Source organism: Paenibacillus sp. FSL P4-0338, from assembly GCF_038002365.1.
Lineage (GTDB): Bacteria > Bacillota > Bacilli > Paenibacillales > Paenibacillaceae > Paenibacillus_AQ.
Genome location: NZ_JBBOCG010000001.1, coordinates 3,129,347 through 3,151,488, shown reverse-complemented (window position 1 = coordinate 3,151,488; position 22,142 = coordinate 3,129,347). Strand labels below are relative to the sequence as shown.

General features: G+C 52.7%; 17 protein-coding genes. All 17 read left to right on the top strand.

The genetic code is table 11. The features are described 5' to 3' along the window. Positions 1 to 100 precede the first annotated feature (100 nt). The 17 genes from MKZ07_RS13865 (at position 101) to MKZ07_RS13785 (ending at position 22,140) form a co-directional block, all read left to right on the top strand. Positions 101 to 1,807, top strand: a complete 1,707-nt coding sequence (locus MKZ07_RS13865) for an extracellular solute-binding protein (protein ID WP_341026172.1) — start codon at positions 101 to 103, stop codon at positions 1,805 to 1,807. Between the two features lie 56 nt (positions 1,808 to 1,863). Beyond that, positions 1,864 to 3,576 (top strand): sensor histidine kinase, encoded by a 1,713-nt coding sequence (locus tag MKZ07_RS13860; RefSeq protein ID WP_036699402.1) that lies wholly within the window; start codon positions 1,864 to 1,866, stop codon positions 3,574 to 3,576. Next, a complete protein-coding gene (locus MKZ07_RS13855; RefSeq protein WP_051493945.1) occupies positions 3,530 to 5,158 on the top strand; it encodes a response regulator in 1,629 nt (542 codons plus the stop codon). Before MKZ07_RS13860 ends, MKZ07_RS13855 begins: the two co-directional genes overlap by 47 nt. A 292-nt stretch (positions 5,159 to 5,450) precedes the next feature. Further along, positions 5,451 to 6,812, top strand: coding sequence for an ABC transporter substrate-binding protein (locus tag MKZ07_RS13850; RefSeq protein WP_235218531.1), 1,362 nt, complete (start codon positions 5,451 to 5,453; stop codon positions 6,810 to 6,812). Between the two features lie 84 nt (positions 6,813 to 6,896). Further along, the gene (locus MKZ07_RS13845) at positions 6,897 to 7,778 is read left to right on the top strand and encodes a carbohydrate ABC transporter permease (RefSeq protein WP_036699404.1); all 882 of its coding nucleotides are present in this window, start codon (positions 6,897 to 6,899) and stop codon (positions 7,776 to 7,778) included. Next, complete coding sequence (locus MKZ07_RS13840; protein WP_036699406.1) at positions 7,778 to 8,605, top strand: carbohydrate ABC transporter permease; 828 nt, start codon at positions 7,778 to 7,780, stop codon at positions 8,603 to 8,605. The genes MKZ07_RS13845 and MKZ07_RS13840 overlap by 1 nt, the downstream gene beginning before the upstream one ends. A gap of 74 nt (positions 8,606 to 8,679) precedes the next feature. After that, complete coding sequence (locus tag MKZ07_RS13835) at positions 8,680 to 9,669, top strand: LacI family DNA-binding transcriptional regulator (protein ID WP_036699409.1); 990 nt, start codon at positions 8,680 to 8,682, stop codon at positions 9,667 to 9,669. A gap of 427 nt (positions 9,670 to 10,096) precedes the next feature. Beyond that, positions 10,097 to 11,071, top strand: coding sequence for a LacI family DNA-binding transcriptional regulator (locus MKZ07_RS13830; protein ID WP_036699410.1), 975 nt, complete (start codon positions 10,097 to 10,099; stop codon positions 11,069 to 11,071). A gap of 46 nt (positions 11,072 to 11,117) precedes the next feature. Then, positions 11,118 to 12,050, top strand: coding sequence for an alpha/beta hydrolase (locus MKZ07_RS13825; protein WP_341026168.1), 933 nt, complete (start codon positions 11,118 to 11,120; stop codon positions 12,048 to 12,050). Positions 12,051 to 12,147: 97 nt separating this feature from the next. Next, entirely contained in the window at positions 12,148 to 13,104 is a 957-nt protein-coding gene (locus MKZ07_RS13820) for a carbohydrate kinase family protein (RefSeq protein WP_036699433.1), read from the top strand. Positions 13,105 to 13,115: 11 nt separating this feature from the next. Then, on the top strand, positions 13,116 to 14,582 hold the full coding sequence (gene gtfA / locus MKZ07_RS13815) for a sucrose phosphorylase (protein WP_341026165.1): 1,467 nt from the start codon (positions 13,116 to 13,118) through the stop codon (positions 14,580 to 14,582). A 26-nt stretch (positions 14,583 to 14,608) separates the two neighbouring features. Next, positions 14,609 to 15,400, top strand: a complete 792-nt coding sequence (locus tag MKZ07_RS13810; RefSeq protein ID WP_036699435.1) for an alpha/beta hydrolase — start codon at positions 14,609 to 14,611, stop codon at positions 15,398 to 15,400. A gap of 342 nt (positions 15,401 to 15,742) precedes the next feature. Next, a complete protein-coding gene (locus MKZ07_RS13805; RefSeq protein WP_341026163.1) occupies positions 15,743 to 17,461 on the top strand; it encodes a sensor histidine kinase in 1,719 nt (572 codons plus the stop codon). 1 nt (position 17,462) lies between these two features. After that, the gene (locus MKZ07_RS13800) at positions 17,463 to 19,058 is read left to right on the top strand and encodes a helix-turn-helix domain-containing protein (protein ID WP_036699438.1); all 1,596 of its coding nucleotides are present in this window, start codon (positions 17,463 to 17,465) and stop codon (positions 19,056 to 19,058) included. A gap of 224 nt (positions 19,059 to 19,282) precedes the next feature. Next, positions 19,283 to 19,573 carry a hypothetical protein gene (locus MKZ07_RS13795; RefSeq protein ID WP_143804197.1) on the top strand — a complete coding sequence of 97 codons (291 nt, stop codon included), beginning with the start codon at positions 19,283 to 19,285 and terminating at the stop codon, positions 19,571 to 19,573. 25 nt (positions 19,574 to 19,598) lie between these two features. After that, a complete protein-coding gene (locus MKZ07_RS13790) occupies positions 19,599 to 21,140 on the top strand; it encodes an ABC transporter substrate-binding protein (protein ID WP_341026161.1) in 1,542 nt (513 codons plus the stop codon). A 70-nt stretch (positions 21,141 to 21,210) separates the two neighbouring features. Beyond that, positions 21,211 to 22,140, top strand: a complete 930-nt coding sequence (locus MKZ07_RS13785) for an ABC transporter permease (RefSeq protein WP_036699440.1) — start codon at positions 21,211 to 21,213, stop codon at positions 22,138 to 22,140. The last annotated feature ends 2 nt before the right edge of the window (positions 22,141 to 22,142 follow it).

Genomic DNA, 22,142 nt, shown 5'->3' with positions numbered 1-22,142 from the left:
TCCTTCCTATTAAAGGGGGTGATGCACGCGCTGGAAGTGAAAAAAGATTGACTCATATAATTAATATGATTAAATTTTAATTAAAGGGGTGCAAGATTAAATGATAAAGAAAATGAAATTCTCTGCTGCGGCAGTGTTATCCACGGTCATGCTGGGCAGCTTGCTGGCTGGATGCGGCGGCAATGCTGACAACAAGAAGGCAGAAGGGGACAACAAGCCGGCGGCAAGCGAAGATGCTATGTATTCGGCTCCCTTTGAGAATGGTAAATATACAGAGCCGGTAACCATCTCAACCGTATTTCCCATCGCCAGCAGCCTGAAATTCAAGAACGGCGAGAACATCGAGAATAACGTGCACACCAAATGGGCCAAGGATACGCTGGGCATTGACATCAAGTATCTCTGGACCGTAAGTGACCAGAACAACGCCTATGAAACCAAGCTGCGCCTGATGCTTACTTCTGGTGAGAAAATGCCGGATATCATCTCTTTCCGCGGCAGCCCTTCCCTGATCTCCGATCTGATTGACAGCGGCCAGTTCACCGATGCGGGCGAATTGTTCGACAAATATGCTTCCGATATCTACAAAAAAGCGATGGCCGAAGAGCCAACCGTATGGAATCCCTACATGAGAGACGGCAAACGTATGGGTATCCCGATTCTGGAAAACGCTTATAATAATGATCCGGTCATGTATATTCGTGAGGATTGGCTGAAGAAGCTGAACCTTAAGGCTCCGACGAATCTGACTGAGCTGGAAACCGTGCTGGATGCGTTCACGAATCAGGACCCTGACGGCAACGGCAAGAAGGATACAACGGGACTCGCTGTAGGCTTCAAAAACAACCTGAACACATGGATGTCGGAAGCCGGATGGGTCTTCGGAATGTTCGGCGCTATGCCGAACCAGTGGAACAAGACAGCGGACAACCAGCTCGCTTACGGTTCTGTTCAGCCGGAGATGAAGGAAGGCCTGGCAACGATGCAGAAATGGATGAAGGCAGGCTACATCTCCTCCGAATCCGGTCTGTATGATGAGAACAAAGCAACAGAAGCTTTTACAGCAGGCAAATCCGGTATCATTGTCGGCCCTTACTGGATGACAGGCTGGCCGCTGCCGGATCTGCAGAAGAACGTTCCAGGTGCAGTGCATAAGGCTTATCCGCTTCCGGCAGGCCCGGACGGCAAGGTAGGCAGACACGGCACGAAGATCGCCTCCGGTGCTGTATTGATCAACAAGGATATGGAGCATAAAGACGCATTCTTCGTCTACCAGAACTATCTGTTTGATAACTGGGCCAACCCGGACAGCACAACCTTCGTGAACGGCTTCGCCAAAGGCTATGACTATGATATCGCTGAAGACGGAACCGTCCTGAAAGAGCAGGATACGGATAAGATTCCAGGCGGCTGGGTGGATGCGATCCGCTATACCCTAACTTACGATGGCGCTATTATTCCTAACCTGATGATGAACACGCTTGCTAAGCTCGCTGGCGGCGCAGAGCCTGCTAACCAGTATGAGAAGAATCTGTCCGAGCGTATTCCTGAGCAGATCTTAGCAGCCAAGATCATCATCGACCAGAAGGACAGTGTAATGCCTGAGATGTTCACAGGTACACCTACTGAAACTCAGCTCGCCCGCGGAGATATGCTGGAGAAGCTGGAGAAGGAAATTCTGAACAAAATTATTTATGACAAAGCATCGGTAGACGAATTCGATACCTTTGTAGAGAAATGGAAAACTACAGGCGGCGACAAAGTGACCACAGAGGTCAATGAATGGTATCAATCTCTGCAGAAATAAAGATATAAAGAATAAGGGCGGCCCCTAGGCCGTCCTTTCATTTGGAGGAGGGCAATGTGAAATATCGTCTGTCGATCTTTCAGTGGCTGTCGTTTGTCCTGATGCTGATGCTGCTGATCATTGTAGGTGCGTTTTGGCTCATCTACCGGCTGAACGTGAAGGACATTCAGAATGAGCTGAGAAAAAATAAAATGTACGAGGTTGAATTCATGACCTCCCAGCTATCCACGCAATTTGAACAGGTGCTGACAAATACCATTACTTTGTCACAGGACCAGTCTGTGCGTGGATATCCTTATATTCTGAAGTTCGGGGATCAATATTCCAAATATGAGATGAAGCTGACCATCATCGATAAGCTGGCTCTGAACACGGCCTCTACCTCCTGGAAGAATACAGTTATTCTGTACTATGAGGATGAGAAAGAGACGGTATCCTCGGATTCCTCCTTCTCCTTCAGCACTTTCAGTCCCCCGGAGCAGGTGCGGAACCGCTGGGTGCTGCACATGGATAAGGAAGGCAAGGGATATTACTCCAACATCATGCGCAGTCATATTAGCTCGCTGTTAATTGAGGTCAGGATTTCTCTGGATAATCTGGTGAAAATGATGGATCAGTATGTCTCCGGTATGCCGCTGCTGTACGATGCCTCTGAGCGGGCCTTTATTCAGCCGCGGGCAGCATTTCCGCAGGAGCTGTTACAGTCGATCAGTCCTGGGATTAACGGGGACAGGGGAACCATCTCCGCTACAGAGAACCGTACAGAATACCAGATTAACTATAAGAAGTCGGACATGCTGGATTTGTATTTCATAGACGCCTATCCCAAGCGACAGTATATCGAACCGATTAACCGCAATAACCGGCTGTTCCTCTATGCGGTACTGGTGGTGCTGGTTGGTATTATGTTCTACACACTGCTGCTCCGCAAGCAGGTCCAGAAGCCTGTGATCATGCTGCGCAAGGCGATTGACCGGTTTGACCGGGGCGACTTTTCCAGCCGTGCCGTTGATCTGCAGGTCAATGAGTTCAAGGTGCTCGGCAATTCCTTTAACCGGATGGCGGAGAATACACAGACGTTGATTGAGCAAGTCCTGCTGGGCGAGATTGAAGTCAAGGAAGCGAAGCTGAAGCAGTATCAGGCGCAGATTAATCCGCATTTTCTCTATAACTGCCTGAATTTCATTCAGAGCAAAGCAAGCATCGAGGATTATCATGCGGTCACCGCGATGACGCTGCATCTGGCCTCCTACTGCCGGTACATTCACAAGATTGAACAGCTGGATTCGACGCTTCAGGATGAATTGGATTTCGTCGAGCATTATTTGCATATGATCCATTTGCGCAAAAAAGAAATCACCTTCGAGTTCGGTGTCACGGCAGAGGCGGGCAGATACCGGTTGCCAAGGATGATTCTGCAGCCGCTCGTGGAGAACTGCATTAAGCATGGCATTGAACCGAGCCTGAGGCCCGGCATCATCTCGGTTGCCGCCGAAGAAGATGCTTCGTATCTGCTGATTACCGTGAAGGATAACGGAATCGGCATGACGGAGGAACGGCTCGGCGCGGTCCGCCGCCATATCGAGGACAATATCATCAGTAATGAACAGCTCGGAACCGGGCTAAGGAATGTGAATCAGCGGCTGCGCTTGTATTTTGGCAAGGACTCGGGGTTATCCGTAGACTCCGTGCTGTCCGAAGGCACCTGTTACCGGATTCGTATTGAAAAGGAGGGAGAAGCTCATTCTGCAAATTCTGCTGGTAGATGATGAACAATATGTCGTAGATGATCTGGAGCTTGCTTTTCCATGGCAGGACTTCGGGATTGAAAAAGTATACAAAGCCTACTCCGGCGCCCAGGCCATGCAGATGATCGGACAATACCCGGTGGATATAGTCATTACGGATATTGCCATGCCCGGGATGAGCGGGCTGGAGCTGGTGAAGCAGGTGCGGAAGACCCACCGGAGAATCAAGTGTATTCTGCTAACCGGCTATGCTGAGTTCGAATATGCCCGGGAAGCCCTTCAGTATGGGGTGGTAGAGTATCTTGTTAAGCCGCTGGATCACCAGAAGCTGCGTGCTGCTCTGGAGGGCACGATTAAGACCATCAAGAAGGAGCTCGACCGGACGGCATCCTATGAGCAGGCGATGCTGGCCTTCCGGGAGCATCTTCCGGCGCTGAAGGATAAGCTGCTGGCCGAGCTGGTTCAGGGCAAATCCTATCCGCAGGAACGGCTGAAGGACAAGCTTCGCGGATATCAGATTGATTTTCAGCTAAATGACCGGGTCTTCCTGATTCTGATCCGCCTGGAGGAGCATTTCACGAACTTCGGGCTGGATAGCCAATTGCTCTTTGAATACGCGGTGACGAACATTGCCTGCGAGCTGCTGGGCTCCGGCTTCGAGATGTGGCATGGCCGGGATGCGCATGAGAACCTGGTGTTTATTGTGAAGAGCAATGAAGCGGGGGCGGTTGACCCGGGCAAGATTCTGAAGCAGCTAACCCATAATACCCATCAGCTGCACAGCAGTGTGAATGAATATCTGAATGGCGGAATTTCGGTCATTCTGTCCTACCCGGGCGAATTCCCGCTGGATATCCGCGCCATGTATGAGGATTCCCAGTCGGCGTTAAGACAGCAAGTAGGCAATGACAAGGGCTATTTCATCTCCTTGACGGACAAGCAGAAGAGCTCACCGGTCCAGCCGCTCAAGGACTTATATGCTTCCCCGACACTGATGCATCTGCTGGAGACCGGCCAGTGGCAGGGGTATAAGGAACGGCTGCAGCAGATGAAGGAGTTCAGCAACAGCCTCCCGGCCTATAACGAAGAATATATTGAGGAGATCCGCACCATGATTCTCGGCTCCTTTCACTATATTGCCCATAAGAATCATAGTCTGCTGTCCGATCTGGTCGGGCGGGAGCTGCTGGATAAGACTCTATTCCGTTCCTTGTCCCAGCTGATCAGCTGGGGAGAAGCGCTGGTGGATACCTTGCACGGCAAGCTCGAACGGGATACACAGAATAACCGGATGGGCATCGTCAATGAGATGCAGAGCTGTATCGCGGCTAATCTGGCAGAGGCCAGCCAGCAATTCGTTGCGGATGCAGTCTCGCTTCATCCGGCATATGTCTCCAGACTGTTCAAGCAAGTCAGCGGGATCAGCATCAGCGAGTATATCCTGAATCTGAAAATGGAGCAGGCCGTAGCAAGCCTCCGTAACTCCGATCTGAAGATCTATGAGATCTCCGAGCAGCTCGGCTACGCCAACAGCCAATATTTTATCAAAGTGTTCAAGGAGCAATTCGGCATGACGCCCCAGGATTACCGGGGGAAATTGTAGGGGGGATGCGTGGTCTCGTCCCGTAATATCAGAGGTCTCGGCTCATTTGGGCTGAGGCCTTTTTTGTCGGATGTATGCGGAAAACCGAATACATTCAGCGGCAGCGGCGCGTGAGCCGAATGTAATCGAAAAACCGATTACAATTGGACTGGACGTGGCGCGTGTGGCGGATTTTATTAGCTAAAATTTAAATATGATAACCGATTGACATAAATATGTTAACCGGTTATCATAAAGTTGCATCCGAAATGTATGCGCATTCAAAACAATCAAAAGTACGGGGGGAATTCATTTGAAATTGAGAAAAGCTGCAAGCTTCGCTATCGCTCTGACGGTGGTCACCGGATTACTCGCAGGCTGCTCCAAGGGGAATTCGGCAAACGGTGCTGTTAAGGAAGAAAAGGGAGAGACGCCAGCAGCAGAGCAAGCCGCCAAGGATGTTAAGCTCACCTTCTTCAATACCTCTGCAGAAGTCAATACCGTATTCGAGGAGCTGTTCAAGAAGTACCATGAGCAGAATCCGCAGGTGACGATTGAACTGATTCCTACACCGATCGGCGGCGCGCAGCTTGAGAAGTTTCAATCCCTGCTGGCCTCCGGCAATCCGGCGACAATCGTGAATCTGGATGCAGGCACCATACTTCAATATAAGGATGATTTTCTGGATTTAGAGCCGGAGAAGGCGAAGTATGAAGCCCTCACTAATCCGGGAGCCATCGATGGCGCATTGCTGGACGGACAATTCCTGGGTATTCCCTGGACTGCCCAAGGCTATGGCCTGCTGTACAACAAGCGTGCGGTAGAAGAGGGTATCGGCGGTGCCTTTGATCCCGCATCGGTGAAGACCCGTGATGATCTGGAAGCGGTCTTCAAGAAGATTGAAGCCTCCGGCAAAGCACCGGTCATGCTTCACGGGGCAGACTGGTCGCTTGGCGCCCACTATCTGGGATTGACCTATTCCCTGCAGTCGCAGAAGGTGGAGGACAACCGGAAGTTCGTGGAGGAGCTGAAGAACGGGCAGGTTAAGCTGACGGAGAATCCGGAGTTCACCGGACTGATGGATACCTTCGATCTGCTGAAAAAATACAACGCACGTAAGAGCGACCCGCTCGTTGCCGATTATAACCGCGACAGCGCGGATTTCGCCAAGGGAGCTGCCGCCTTCTACTTCATGGGGGACTGGAGCTGGGCGGTCATCGGAACGCTGGAAGGCCGCGATGCCGACTTCGGTATCCTGCCGCTGCCGGTGAGCAATAATCCGGAGGATTTCGGTAACACGCAAGTCGCTTACAGCGAGCCTAAGCTGTTCGCCATCGATGATTCGAAGTCTACGCCGGAGCAGCAGGAAGCCGCCAAAGCGTTCATCGAATGGATGGTCAGCAGCGAGGACGGGCAGAAGGCCATTATTACCGACATGGGGCTGTCCATGCCATACAAGGATCTTAAGGCGAAGAGCACGAACGTCATGTCCAACGCCGTTAGCGAATACGTGAAGCAAGGGAAGATTATCAACATCGGGGTCATCAATTACCTGCCGCAGGATTACTGGGCCAAGACCGGAGCTGCGATGCAGAAGTATCTGGTAGGCAATATCGACCGCCAGGGGCTTGCGCAGGAGGTTCAGGATTACTGGAAATCGTACGCAGGGAAATAGAGAATTTCTTCGTTTGTGCTAAAAGAACAGGCTGAACTGGGATATTCTCCAGTTCAGCCTGTTAAGAGGAAAGGGGGCAGCACTATGAACAAAAAGCTATCACTGAAGAATGCGGGGACGTTTCTGGTCTTCGGAGGTCCCTCAATCTTCGCTTTTGCCGCCGTAGTGATCATACCGTTCATCGTCGGCTTATATTTGACCTTCACGAATTGGGATGTCCGTACAGGCGACAGCAGCCTGATCGGCTTCACGAATTATCTGGAGGTGTTCAGGGATAAGGTGTTCCTTCAGCAGCTGTGGTTCACCCTGAAGTATGTCTTCTTCACCGTGGTGATTGCCAATGTCTTCGCTTTCTTCATCGCACTCGCCCTGACGAGAGGCGGGAGAGGCGAGCAATGGCTGCGCACAGGTTTCTTCACACCCAATCTGGTCGGCGGGATCGTACTCGGCTACCTGTGGCAGACGCTTTTCTCACAAGTGCTGCCTTACCTTGGCGCTAAATACGGCTGGGAGCTGTTTCAGACCTCATGGCTGACGAATACGGGGACGGCATTCTGGGCGCTGATCATTGCAACCGCCTGGCAGCTGGTCGGGTATCTGATGATCATCTATATCGCGGGCTTCACTGGCGTTCCGAATGATGTGCTGGAGGCAGCAAGCATCGACGGGGCAGGGCGGACTTCGGTGATCCGCAGAATTATTCTGCCGCTGACGGTTCCTGCAATCGTCATCTGTATTTTCATCTCCCTGTCCCGGTCCTTCTTAACGTATGACATTAACCTGGCCTTAACCAAGGGAGGACCGTTCAATTCAACGGAGCTGGCCACCTACCATATCGTGCAAAAAGCCTTCCTCTCCAATCAATACGGTGTCGGCCAGGCAGAGGCAGTTGTTCTGTTCGCTGTCGTAGCGATTATCGCGTTGACGCAATCCTATCTGCTGAAGAAGCTGGAGGTGGAATCTTAATGAATGCTAACCGGCGTATCCTCTCGGGCGTGCGGACAGGATTCCTGTACCTGCTGCTGTTTGCCTTTTTAACACCGTTCCTGCTGATTATTATGAACTCCTTCAAGACCACCCAGCAATTCTTCGAGAGCCCGCTGTCCCTGCCGGCAACGATTAATTTCAAGAACTACGCCAGCGCTTTTGACAATATGGACTTCATGCAGGGGTTCATGAACTCGCTGATCATTACGGGGATTTCTGTCACGATCATTATTATTTTCTCGGCGATGACCGGGTACTTGTTCGTCCGCTACAAATGGAAGGTGAATTCCATCTTCTTTTTCCTCATGCTGGCCTCCATGGCTCTGCCCTTCCAGGTGCTGATGATTCCAATGGTGATGCTGTACGGGAATATGGGCCTGCTGAATACCAAGCTGACGCTGCTGTTCATGTATCTCGGCTTCGGGGTGCCGTTTGGCGTCTTCACGTTCCACGGCTTTATCAAAGGGATTCCATACGAGCTGGAAGAATCGGCGTTTATCGAAGGGAGCACCACGCTGCGGACGTTTTTCAGTATAGTGCTGCCTTTGCTGAAGCCGGTGTTCGTCACCCTGCTGGTGCTCGATGTGCTCTGGATTTGGAATGACTATCTTCTGCCCAGTCTGGTGCTGCTGTCGCCGGATCAGAAGACACTGCCGCTGTCCACGTATACCTTCTTCTCCTCCTATTCTGTGGACTATGCGCCGCTGATGGCCGGGCTGATTATGACGATTATTCCCGTGCTGATCATCTACCTGTTCCTGCAAAAACAGATCATCAAGGGGATCACGGAAGGGGCGCTGAAATAAGGGGGAGTTGACGATATAGCTGAAATCTAACCCGAATTCCTCTATAATTGGAACTAAAAAGCAAGGTGGTTCCTATGGCGAATCTGAAGGATGTTGCGAAGCAGGCAGGACTTTCTGTGAATACAGTGTCCAGAGTCCTTAACAATAGAGGGTATATCAGTGACAAGACGAAGGAGAAGGTCTACCGGGTGATGAAGGAAATGAATTATCAGCCGAATGAAATGGCCAGGGCCTTGTTCCGCAAAAAATCCAATATGATCGGGCTGATCATCCCGGCGATTTCCCATCCTTTTTTTGCCGAGCTGACTGCCTATCTCGAATATTATGCAGACCTTAAGGGCTACAAGCTGCTGCTCTGCAATTCCAACCGCAACGTCTCCAAGGAAGTAGATTATATCGAGATGCTCAAAAAAAACCAGGTCGATGCCATCATCATGGGCAGTGCCGTGCTGGATGTGCAGCATTATCTTCACCTGGGCCTGCCGATTGTCTCCTTCGACCGTGTAATCTCTGAGGACATCCCCGTGGTCACCTCGGATAATCTGGAGGGCGGCCGGCTGGCTGCCCGGTTATTAACCGGCAAGGGTTGCCGGCACACGGTCTATATCCAGCGGGGCATCGACGGTCCCCAGCATCACTTCATGCTGGCCGGTCTGAGAAGGCAGGGGTACGAAGAGGAGATGAAGCTCGCCGGGCTTACGCCGCTGTACTTGCAGCTGGAGGTTGAAGAGGGGAGCTATACCGGAGGGGACACCGCCATTGCCGCCTTCCTTCAGGAGCATCCTGAGATTGACGGCGTATTTGCCAGCAGTGATGTGATTGCCGCCGAGGTGATTCATGCCTGTAACCTGCTGGACAAGGAGATTCCTTCAGCGATGCGCATTGTGGGCTATGATGATGTGCAGCTCGCCTCCATGATCTCACCGCGTCTAAGCACGGTCGGGCAGCCGATTCAGGAGATGAGCGAAGCCATTATGGAGCTGGCCGTCCAGCAGATCGAGGGACAGGCGGTGACGATGGTGAATACATTCCCGGTAACGGCTGTGGAGCGCGGCACGACCTGATACCCCGGGCGGGCAGCTTCCCTGCCAGCGTCTGCCTTAGTAGAGCGTCAGATTTAAATTTATGGATTGGACCAGTAAGAGGAAACCACCTGAACTATTGGGTTCGGTTTTTCGCATAATCAGAGATAAGTATATTCGGTGCAACTAAAAACAGTGAAAAGGAAGGCATTCCTCCACTAACTGTATTCCATACAACTAAATTTGCTGGAATGGGTGAAAATCCAGGTATAGAGGTATTTTAATTGCACGAAATACAGCTAAATGGAGATATGGCAGCACACCAGACGATTTAGTTGTACGGATTGCAATTAAGCCATTCTTACAGTTTTAAAGCTGCTGCTGTCCTATTATATTAACCGGTTAACACAGAGCCATGCCCTGTTCCGCTGAACAGAGGAAGGTGGCTGACCCGGGTCAGGAGGTACGGATGGCTGTAACCATCAAAGATGTTGCCGAGAAGGTCGGCGTCTCCGTCACTACCGTCTCCCGTGTGCTTAATAACCGGGGATACCTCAGTGAGAGTCTGAAGCAAAAGGTGAACGATGCCATGGAGGAGCTGAATTACCATCCGAGTGAGGTGGCACGCTCCTTGCTGCGCAAGAAATCCAATATTATCGGCCTGATTCTGCCGGATATCTCCCATCCGTTCTTCGGAGAGGTAACCAAGCATATTGAGGCCTATGCTTATGAACAAGGCTATAAGCTTATGCTGTGCAATTCCCTGCATCACAAGAAAAAAGAGAAAGAGTACATCGATCTGCTGCGGGCCAGCCGGGTTGACGGCATTATCATGGGCAGCCATACGATGAGCGTGAACGATTACAAGTCGATCAACCTGCCGCTGGTGTCGCTGGACCGGCAGATCTCTAAGTCGATCCCGTTCATTGCCTCAGATAACTATCAGGGGGGAGTGCTGGCCACCCGGCTGCTGCTGCGCAAAAAATGCCGGAGCATCGCCTATCTTAGCGGGAATCTGCGCCTTAATCTGCTGGCCAAGCAAAGGCATGACGCCTTCCTGGAGCAGGTCAAAGGGCAAGATGTTGCGTACACCGTAAGGCAAACCGATCTGAACGGATTCAAGTATAAGGATTACGAGAAGCTGGTTAGCAGTCTTTTTCAGGAACGTCCTGAGCTGGACGGCGTATTCGCGAGCAGCGATATGCTGGCGCTGCAGGTGCTGAAGCAGTGCAGAAGGCTGGGCAGAGACGTGCCCGGTCAAGTCAAGGTCGTAGGCTATGACGGAATTGCCGCCCTGAATGCGGAGGAGCTGACTACCATCGTACAGCCGATCAAGAAGATGGGCGAGCTGGCCGTTCAATATCTGCTTCAGCAGATTGCCGGCGAGCCGGTCCCGCTGGAGACCATTCTTCCCGTCCGGTTATCGGAGAAGGGGACCACTTGAAGCACACAGGATTTATTCACATTCGAACGATATGGAGGGAAAATAGATGAATTTCATTCACCGCGTGGCCCCGGAATTAAGAGAGGGGATGGCCGGATTGCCGCCGCTGCATTTGCCGGGGGATCTGGCCGCAGCCCGGAATATGCTCCCGTTGCCTACTGAACCGTCGGGCCGCGTCCGCATTACGGAGCGGGTCCTGATTGCCGGTTCCGGGCCGGTGCGGATCAGAATCTATGAACCGGCGAAGCGGAGTAAGCATAAGCTGCCTGCCCTGCTCTGGACTCATGGGGGCGGCTATATTCTGGGCCAGCCGAGCGGCGATGATGCGTTATGCGAGAGCTTCGTCCTTGCGGCCAACTGTGTTGTCGTGTCGCCCGATTACCGCCTTGCCCCGGAGCATCCGTACCCGGCAGCGGTGGAAGACAGCTTCGCGGCATTGGTGTGGCTTGCAGATCCGGGGAATGATCTCCAGATTGACGGGGCCCGGATTGCTGTAGGCGGCGCGAGTGCGGGCGGCGGTCTGGCGGCTGCCTTGGCCCTGATGGCTAGAGATAAGGGAGGTCCTGCCCTCTGTTTCCAGCTTCCGCTGTATCCGATGCTGGACGACCGCAACATTACACCTTCCAGTTATGAGGTAACTCACCCTGCGGTGTGGAACCGGGCCAACAATCTGGTGGCATGGGAGATGTACCTGGGCGGTCCTGCCGGGGGCGCAGACACCTCCCCGTATGCGGCACCCGGCCGTGCGGATCAACTGGCGGGGCTTCCGCCCGCCTATACCTGCGTCGGACAGCTTGACCCGTTCCGGGATGAGACAATTGACTATGTGGCGCGGCTGGCACAAGCCGGTGTAGAAGTGGAATTTCATCTCTACCCGGGTGGCTATCATGGCTTCGAGCATGTCGTTCCTGCAGCCGAAGTCGCCCGCAGAGCCAGAGAAGGCTATATCCATGCGTTAGCAAGAGCCTTGAACTCTTAAATTGTAAAAAGAGGACGGGTTTTTGAAAGTATTGCGTACACAGAAACCATAGAATGAATAGGACGCAAGGATATTGGAGTGCCAAGGGGGAGTGCGGGTGTTTAGACTCGGAGAGACAATACGGTTTGAAAATAAGACGAACGATGTGCTAACAGTGGGCGAGCTGCTCGTGGATATGATCTCCAATGAGTATGGCGAGGACACGGTATGTGATGGATATACGCGGTATTTTGGCGGATCGCCTTCGAATATTGCCATTAATGCAGGGAAGCTGGGCATCCGGTCGCATGTGGCTTCGGCGGTGGGCAGGGATAGCCTCGGCAACTACTTGATGAACCGGCTGCAGAGCGCCGGAATGGCGACAAGCGGCATCCAGCAAGTCGATGATTCTACCAGTATGGTGGTGATTACGAAGAGTCAGGCTACGCCGGTTCCGATCTTTTACCGTGCGGCAGATTACCAGCTGGAATACAATGAGGCGCTGAAGCAAGCCTTGATTCATTCCAGCATTGTCCACTTCTCGTGCTGGCCGATCTCCAGGAACCCATCCCGTAGGGCGGTAGAGCGGGTGATCGAGACAGCAAGGAAGCATAAGGTGCTGATCGGCTTCGACCCCAACTATCATCCCTCGATTTGGCAGAAGGGGGAGGACGGGGTAGCCTATGTCAAAAGCATCATCCCGAAGGTCGATATCATCAAGCCTTCCGAGGATGACGCGGAGCGTCTGTTCGGACCCGGCACGCCGGAGGAGCAGATTGCCAGATTCCTTGCGCTTGGCGCGAAGCTGGTCATTCTGACGCTGGGCAAGGACGGGGCACTCGTCTCCACCGGCAGCGAAACGGTGTCGTTTGCCACCAAGGCTACGCAGATTGAAGATACGACGGGAGCAGGCGACGCCTTCTGGTCCGGATTCTATACAGCTATTATCAAAGGGTATACGCTCATAGAGGCGCTGGAGCTTGGATTTGCCGTCAGCGCGTACAAACTGAAATTCACCGGTGCGGTAGTCGATCTGCCTGCGCTTGAGGTCATTAAGCAACAATTCAACCTGTAGGAGGCTCTGAGATGACACTGAAGAATCAAGTACAGTTAATTACCTATCCCGATTCACTGGGCGGAGACCTGAAGCAGCTGCATCAGGTGCTGCGCGGTCCCTTCGCCGGGCTGTTTGCCGGGGGGATTCACATCCTTCCGCCCTTCCCCTCTTCAGGGGACCGCGGCTTTGCGCCGCTGACTTATCTGGAGATCGAGCCGGAATTCGGCACTTGGGAGGACATCCGCAGCCTTGGGAAAGAATTCGATGTGCTGGTGGATCTGATGGTCAATCATATCTCCAGGCAATCGCCGTATTTCCAGGACTTCCTGGAGCATGGCCGGGCTTCTGAATATGCGGATCTGTTCATTACCCTGGACAAAATCTGGGAGAATGGCGAGCCTGTGCGTGCGGATATCGGGAAGATGTTTCTGCGGCGGCCGCTGCCGTATTCTACCTTCACAACCTCTGGAGGGGAGGAAGAGAAGGTCTGGACCACTTTTGGCAAAACTGATCCTTCCGAGCAGATTGATCTGGATATCCATTCTCCGCTTACCCGCGACCTGCTGCGGCAGTTCTTCCTGAACTTCAAAGAGCAGAATGTCAAGATCGTCAGGCTGGATGCGGTCGGGTACGTGATCAAGAAGCTGGGCACCAGTTGTTTCTATGTGGAGCCGGAGATTTATGAATTCCTGGATTGGATCAAGGAGATGGCCGATTCGCTGGACATAGAGCTGCTGCCGGAGGTGCATGCACATCACAGTATCCAGACTAAGCTATCAGAATACGGCTGCTGGATCTATGATTTCATTCTGCCTTACCGCGTGCTTGAGGCGCTTACCGGCAGATCCAATACGGCGCTGTACGACTATCTGCGGACCCGCCCGCATCAGCAGTTCACGATGCTGGACTGTCATGACGGTGTTCCGGTGAAGCCGGATCTGGATGATCTGATCGATACGAAGGAAGCGCGGGAGCTGGTGGATCTCTGCGTGGAGCGCGGGGCGAATCTGAGTCTGATTCTGTCCGAGGAGCATAAAGCGCCGGATGGCTTCGATGTCCATCAGATCCGCTGCACCTATTACAGTGCACTGAATGAAGATGACGATGCGTACCTGGCAGCCAGAGCCATTCAATTCTTCGCGCCGGGTATTCCGCAGGTCTATTATGTAGGCCTGCTGGCTGGCCGTAATGATCTGGAGCAGGTGGCCCTGACAAGCGAAGGACGGGAGATCAACCGCCATAACTATACGCTGGAGGAGATTGAAGCGGAGAGTGAGCGGGAGGTCGTGCAGCGGCTGATGAAGCTGATCCGTTTCCGCAATGAATATAGCGCCTTCAATGGAACCTTCCGGGTACTTGAGGCAGAGGCGGATGAAATCAGGCTGATGTGGGAACATGGAACAGCATATTGCCGGCTGCATATTAACCTGCAGAATTATAAGTCTGTTATCGAATATATAGATCAGCAGGGACAAGAAGCGGTATACTGGGTCTGATTCTAATTCGTTAAGGGGGAATGATGATGGCTACAATGCAAATCAGCCTGTTCTCGGCAAGTCTGAAGCGGGAGGTCACGATCCAGGCCATATTGCCGGTGGATCTGCCGGAGGGCTGGGGACTGCCGGCCTGGTCCGGTCAGCCCTTGAGATCGCTCTATCTGCTGCACGGCTTCTCCGGCAGCCAGAACGACTGGCTGAACTTCTCCAGGATCAGGGAGCTGGCAGACAGGCATCAGGTGGCAGTATTCATGCCGGCCGGGGAGAACCGCTTCTATGTCAATGATGAGCTTAGGGAAGAATATTACGGTGAGTATATCGGCAGGGAGCTGGTAGACTTCACCCGCAAGCTGTTCCCGCTATCAGCAGCCAGAGAGGATACCTGGATCGGCGGCTTGTCGATGGGCGGGTACGGTGCGATCCGCAACGGCCTGAAATACGCGGAGCGCTTCGGCCGGATCATCGCCTTATCCTCGGCCTTAATTCCGTATAGAGTAGCCAATATTGCCCCAGACTATAAAGACGGAATTGCCAGTTATTCCTACTATGCCAGCGTCTTCGGCGATCTGAGTAAGCTGCTCGGCAGCGACAAGGACCCCGAGCAGCTGGTGCGTGATGTGAAGGCGCAGGGACTTGCCCTGCCGGAGCTGTACATGGCTTGCGGAACCGAGGATATGCTGCTGGATGTGAACCGCCGGTTCCATCAGTTCCTAGACAGCGAGCAGGCTGCCCATTACTATGAAGAGGGCCCGGGCGACCATAACTGGGTGTACTGGGATAAGCATATCGAAGCTGCGCTGGACTGGGCGGTTAATTGATTTTCTAAGAAGCGCTTAAGAAAATAACGAAAAGCAAAAAGAAGCGGAGGGGAATTTTGGAACTGTAGGAGCGTTAGCGTCCGCCTGAAAGCTTTCCGTAGGAAAGCTCGCTTCGGAAGCATCAGCTGTCACCGGATTTCTACCGCGATTAGCGGTTAAAATCAAGAAATCTGGGGACAACAGCGGCCGGAAGTCCAAATATTCACCGTAGGACGACAGAGCTTTAAGTTCATTTTTTCAGCTTATATAACCGCAAATTGCATACTTATACGCCCCTGGGTCTGGCCTAAGAAGGTAACGGCTCAGGGGCGTGCTGAATTCCGGGGAAAGGAAGAGGCGGGGATGATCCGAACCAACAGTATCGTGTTCAAATTTTCGTTGCAGATGACAGTGATTCTTGCGATCCTGCTGTCCATCCTTGTTCTGAGTAATATCTACTCCCTGGAGGTTGTGCGGAGCAATGCTCTGACTAGCTCGCGTAATACACTGGCCCTCTATCAGGCCAATATTCATAATAATTTCAACAATTTCTCCAAGGACCTCATAGAGGTATTCGACCATAACGTGGATGCCGCCGTGAATTCGGCGGGGATGGATGAGAACAGCCGGTATTTCAGGGTCCAGCAGCTCAAGAATAGCCTGCAAGCAAAAATAGCAGGCGATAATTCGAGCGACGGCATGTTCATCAGGCTCTCGGATGAGCTGGTGCTGGAGCAGTTCAACCGCCGGATTCAATCGGAGGATAAGCTGGCTCTGGTGGATTTTATTAATATGCATACATTCAGTACGGCTCCGGCAGAACATAGCGGGGAATGGAAGGTCTTCCAGATCCGCGGCGAGTCGTACTTGTTCAAATATATTACTTATTCAGAGGTCAGCTTCGGAACGCTGGTGAAAGCGGACACGCTGCTGGCCATGGTCGACAGGGGAGGCAATGATCAGAACCGGTATGTGCTCAGTGATTCGAAGGGAACTATACTGGCAGCGAGTAATATCTCTCTGCAGGAGGGAGAGACGACGCTTGAGAGCTTAACCAGGCAATATAAGCGGGATTACCTGATTGTATCTGAACCGATCGGCGAGTTCGGGCAGATGACCCAAATGGTTGCCAAGGGCAGTCTGTTCTCGGGTCTGAAGCTGATTCAGTGGGGGATCGCCCTGCTGGCAGTTCTCTCGGTCATTGTGGTACCGCTGGTGCTGAGATTCCTGACGAGGGATGTACTGAGGCCGATTCTGGAGCTGGTGAAGGCGGCGAAGGCGGTTGAACAGGGGCAGCTGGAATACCAGATTCCGCAGAATACCCCCTACTCTCTGGAATTCTTGAAGCTGTTCCATGCGCTGGAGTCCATGGTCAGTGAGATCAAGGATCTGAAGATTCAGTCCTATGAAGAACAGATCGAGATCAGCCGCGCCGAGATCAAGTATCTGCAGATGCAGATCCGGCCCCATTTTTTCCTGAATGCGATCTCAACGATCACCAGCTTAAGCTATCAGAATAAAAACGAGGAGATTCGCCGGCTGATCCACTGCCTCTCCGAGCATCTCCGGTATATGTTCAGAGGGGGGCTGATGGAAGTGACGATGGAGGAGGAGATCCGGCATACTGAGAATTATATCCGGATGCAGGAGATCCGTTATCCTGAACAGATTTTTTTCATGATCGAGATCCAGGAGGAAGCGCGGCAGGTGCCGGTTCCGCAGTTCATGATTCAGACCTTTGTGGAGAATACGTTCAAGCATGCTATGTTCGTTCAGGAGCTGCTGTCTATTTTCATCAGGGTGCGGATGGAGCAGCGGGACGATAGTTCATTTGTCAGCATTGTAATAGAAGATAACGGGGCAGGCTTCGCTTCTGAATGGCTGGATCAGCCGGAGCGCGAAGAGGCAGGGGAGGATGGAGGCAGAGTGGGCATTGCCAATATCCGCAAGACCCTCAGACTGCTCTACAAACGGGAGGATCTGCTAAAGCTGTCGAATATCGGGTCTACAGGTGCGAGGGTTGAGCTGTGGATTCCTGTGAAGCCAACGGAATGGAGCCAGCCCGGCTTAGAGGGAGGATAATATGCGTTGTATGCTGATTGACGATGATATTCCTACAGTTGAAGCGCTGCGCAGCATCGTGAATTGGGAGGAATTCGGAATTACGGAAGTGCTCACCGCCCATAATATACAGGATGCGAAGCAACTATTCGAGAACGGTGAGCCGGATCTGATGATTTGCGATATTGAAATGCCGCGCGGGTCGGGCATTGATATGATCAAGTGGGCCAGAGACCGTCATTATGAAGGCGGATTCATCTTCCTGACCTGTCATGAGAGCTTCACCTTCGCCTCCAAGGCGATCTCGTATGACGCCGACTCGTATCTGGTCAAGCCGCTGGACAAGCAGGAGCTGGAGGCAGCGCTGCGTAAGTCTATGGATACGTTGAAGAACAAAGTCATGCTAGGCGAATACAGCAAGCTGGGCCATGCGTGGCTGAAGAACCAGGATCTGATAGAACGCAGCTTCTGGAGTGATGTGCTGACGGCGACGATCTCTCCCCGGCCCCAGCTGATCCAGAGTGAGGTGCAGAAGCGGGAGCTGGCAGTTCAGGTGCATGCGGAGTATAGGCTTCTGCTGGTAAGCGTTCCCCGCTCCCAGATTGAACGGGAATGGGATGAGAGCATCTTTCATTACGCCCTCTCGAATCTGGTCTCTGAAATTCTTAGCAGCCGGGTGGGCAGCGGACGTATAATTGCTTATCAGGTCGATAAAGTATTCTACAATACGATCATTGCCGAGAGTCCGGCGGATATGAAGGAGCTGGAGGCGGGTGCCGGAGAGATCATCCGGCTGTCCAGGCTGTATCTGAAATGTACGGCTACCTGTTACTTCAGTGAGCCTGCGGCGATCTCCCGCCTGGCGCAGCTGAAGACGGAGCTGGAGCAGGCGGACGAGTCGAATATTATTTTCCGGGGCAAGCTGCATTTGCCGAATAAGCCCTTCCATGTGGATCTGACCGAGCGGTTCTCCCTGGATACGGAGCTGTTCACCTTGCTGTTCGTCCAGAAGGAGAAGGCGCAGATTGTGAACCGGCTCAAGAAAGAACTGGAGCTGCTGACGAGTCTGAACAAGCTGGATGCGGCCACGCTCCATTCGATCCGCGAGGACCTGCTTCAGGTGGTCTATTCGCTGCTTGCGCGGCACCACATTCAGGCGCACCGGCTCTTCGAGGGCGAGCTCAGCCAGCAATTGACACAGGATGCAGAGAGCAGTGTGTTCGACTTCATGAAATGGGCGCAAGCGCTGACGGACAAGACGGTGGATTCCATCAAGGAGGTGCTGCAGTCTGAAGGAGTGGTCGAGCGGGCCAAAAGGTTCATTCAAGAGCACTACACCCAGGATCTGAGCCGGGAGGATGTTGCAGCCAGCGTATATCTGACCGCGGATTATTTGGCCAAGGTGTTCAAGAACGGGACCGGCCAGACTGTGAAGGAGTACCTGAACGACTGCCGGATCAGAGCGGCGAAGCAGAGGCTGGTGGAGAGCACAGCGAGCATCGGAGAGATTGCGATGGATACCGGCTTCGATACCCTCTCTTATTTCTCCACGGTATTCAAAAAATGGACAGGCGAAACCCCGGCAGCCTATCGCTCCAAGCATAAATCCGCCCTATAGTTATGACAATGATACCATTAGGAAGCTCCGTATCTCCTACCGGAGGCGGGGCTTCTTGCTGAGCAGGCAGGTATCGTGCCTAAGGTGCGCAGCATCCTGCTGGTTGACTGACTGGAGGTGCTGGAAACTATGTTAAGGGAACTAGGAGAAGGTTGCTCCTGCGCAGAATTTAGTTGGATTTTATACACCTGTTGCCGAACGTATGAACGCTGACGGAGGAATAGTTGGATAAACAACACTTAATTAGACATAATTCCGGCAAAGCAGAGAAAATGCTAATATTAGATGCTATTTTTCCACTTGTTGAGGTAACTTTAGAAGAAATGGAGAAATTAGAATACGTTTTTCCACTTGTTTGTTTGCCAAGGCCGGGCGTTCTGCCGCCGTCCCCCAGAGAACTAATTAGCAATACAGAGCCGAGAATCCTCACCACCCGCCCAGTGCGGTTTTTTATAAAAACAGCCCGTATTATTGAAAGCCCGCCCCCCTCCAGGGCCGGTACAATGAGAGTGTAAATACAGAACAGGAGGCATGATGATAATGAAGAACAAGGGGTTAGGTTCACTGCTGCTGTCCATGGTAATCTGCGGTTCGCTGCTCTCCGCCTGCGGCGGAAATTCCAATACATCGTCCAAGAATTCCGGGGATACGGAAGCTAAGGCCAAGGTGGCTGAGATTGTATTCGCACTGCCTTCCTTTAACCGGATTCCCGATGATCTCAGCAAGGTAACGAATGCGATCAACGCCATCACAACGGAGAAGATCGGGGTGAAGGTGGACTTCCGTCTCTTCGGCCCGGCAGATTACGCCCAGAAGGTCAATCTTGCGCTCCAGAGCGGGGAGAAGATGGATGTCTTCACCACCCTCGGACAATTCTCCAACTATGTATCCAAGAGCCAGGTGGCCCCGCTCGAAGAGCTGCTTCCTGAACACGGTAAAGAGCTGACAGCCATTCTGGACAAGGATTTCGGGCCGGATATTCTCAAAACCACCACGATGGACGGACATATCTACGGCATTCCGGTAAATAAAGGGATGGCACTGCCGACCAATATTATCTACAACGCGGATATGCTCGCACAGGCGGGCGTAGCAGCAGACTCCATCCAATCGGTAGAGGATCTGCCTGCCGTGTTCGGTGCGGTGAAGCAGAAGCTGCCGGATGTGGTTCCGTTTGGCCCGATCAACGTGAATCCGACGGATACGGGACTTGTGAACTGGATGAAGGGTGCAAGCAAAGTGGATTACCTGACTGATACCACCGGAGTCGGCGTCGTGATCGGTGACAACGGCAAGGTCGTTAACTTCTACGAATCGGATGTCTTTAAGAACGGGATTCAGATGATGAGAGACTGGTTCGACGCCGGGTATCTGCAGAAGGATACCGCAACTACGACGATCACAGCCATGGAGATGGTGTCCTCCGGGCGCGGTTTCTCTTTCCTGGGCGGCTACAGCGGCATGGAGGTTGGCAAGCAGCTGAGTGCGCAGGTCGGCAAAAATATTGAGACCAAGCGCATCGCCCCATTTTACTTCGATACAAGCGCCGTGAACTCGGTAACCTGGATGGTCTCCAGCACCTCGAAAGAGACGGAGGCCGCTGTGAAGTTCCTGAACCTGCTCTACACCGACAAAGAGCTGATTAACACTATTCTCTTCGGAATCGAAGGGGAGGATTACCTCAAGGTAGATGAGCATCATGTGAAATTCCCGGAAGGCATGGACGCCAATACGGTGCCTTATACAGCCATGCTCAGCTCAGGGATCGTAGGCTCCGAATCGCTCCAGTATCAGCTGGAGGGAATTGACTGGTCGGATGTCGAGCTGAAGCTGAAGGAGAATAAGGATACCGCAAGATCGCCGTATTTCGGCTTCATTTTCGATCAGGGTCAAGTGAAGACGCAGATTAGCGCTGTGAATAACGTGGTCAGCCAGTTCCTGCCGGCACTCGTCAGCGGATCGGTGGACCCGGAGACCATCATCCCGAAATTCATCAGTGCGCTGAAGGATGCCGGTGCAGAGGCTATTATTGACAGCAAGCAGCAGCAACTGGATGCGTGGCTTGCCGCGCAAAAGCAATAATTATTATATGAATATGCTGTGGGCGGAGCGGTAACTGAGGCTCTGCCCCCTGCCATGGAGGTGAACCGGCATGACTGCCAGACGCAAGTCCCCATCCAAGCCGCTCAAAAAAACATTGCCGCTCCTCATACTCGCGGGTCCAGGCCTGCTGTATTTTCTCATTAACAGCTATTTCCCTATGTTCGGGGTGTTCATCGCCTTCAAGGATGTCAATTATGCCAAAGGCATCTTCGGCAGCGACTGGATCGGCTTCAAGAACTTCACCTTTCTCTTCCAGACCAGTGACGCCTGGATTATGACCCGCAATACGCTGCTGTACAACCTGGCGTTCATCGCGCTTGGAACCGTAGTCTCCATTATCATTGCCATTCTGATGTCGGAGTTGCTGAATAAGCTGTATTCGAAGCTGTTCATGACCGGGCTGATTCTGCCGAATCTGATCTCGATGATCGTGCTTTCGCTGCTCGTCTTCGCCTTTCTGAATGCCGACAGCGGATTCGTGAACCATTCGATTCTGCGGCCGCTCGGCCTACCGGAGATCAACTGGTATTCGGAGGCGAAGTACTGGCCGTACCTGCTGGTCCTGATTCAGATCTGGAAGACGGCAGGCTACGGATCGATTGTTTATTTTGCCTCGATTGCCGGAATTGACAAGAGCATCTATGAGTCGGCCAAAATCGACGGTGCCGGGAAACTGAAGCAGATCCGCATGATTACCCTGCCGCTGCTGAAGCCGACCATTATTGTGCTGGTGCTGATGTCGATGGGCCGGATTTTCAACTCCGACTTCGGCTTGTTCTATCAGGTGCCCATGAACTCCGGTGCGCTGTACAGCACTACCCAGACGATTGATACGTATGTCTACCGCGCCTTGATGCAGCTCAATGATATCGGAATGTCGGCCGCCGCCGGTCTGTATCAGTCACTGGTCGGCTTTGCGCTTGTGCTTACGGTCAATGCCATCGTCAAGAAGGTCAATCCAGAAAACGCATTGTTCTAGGA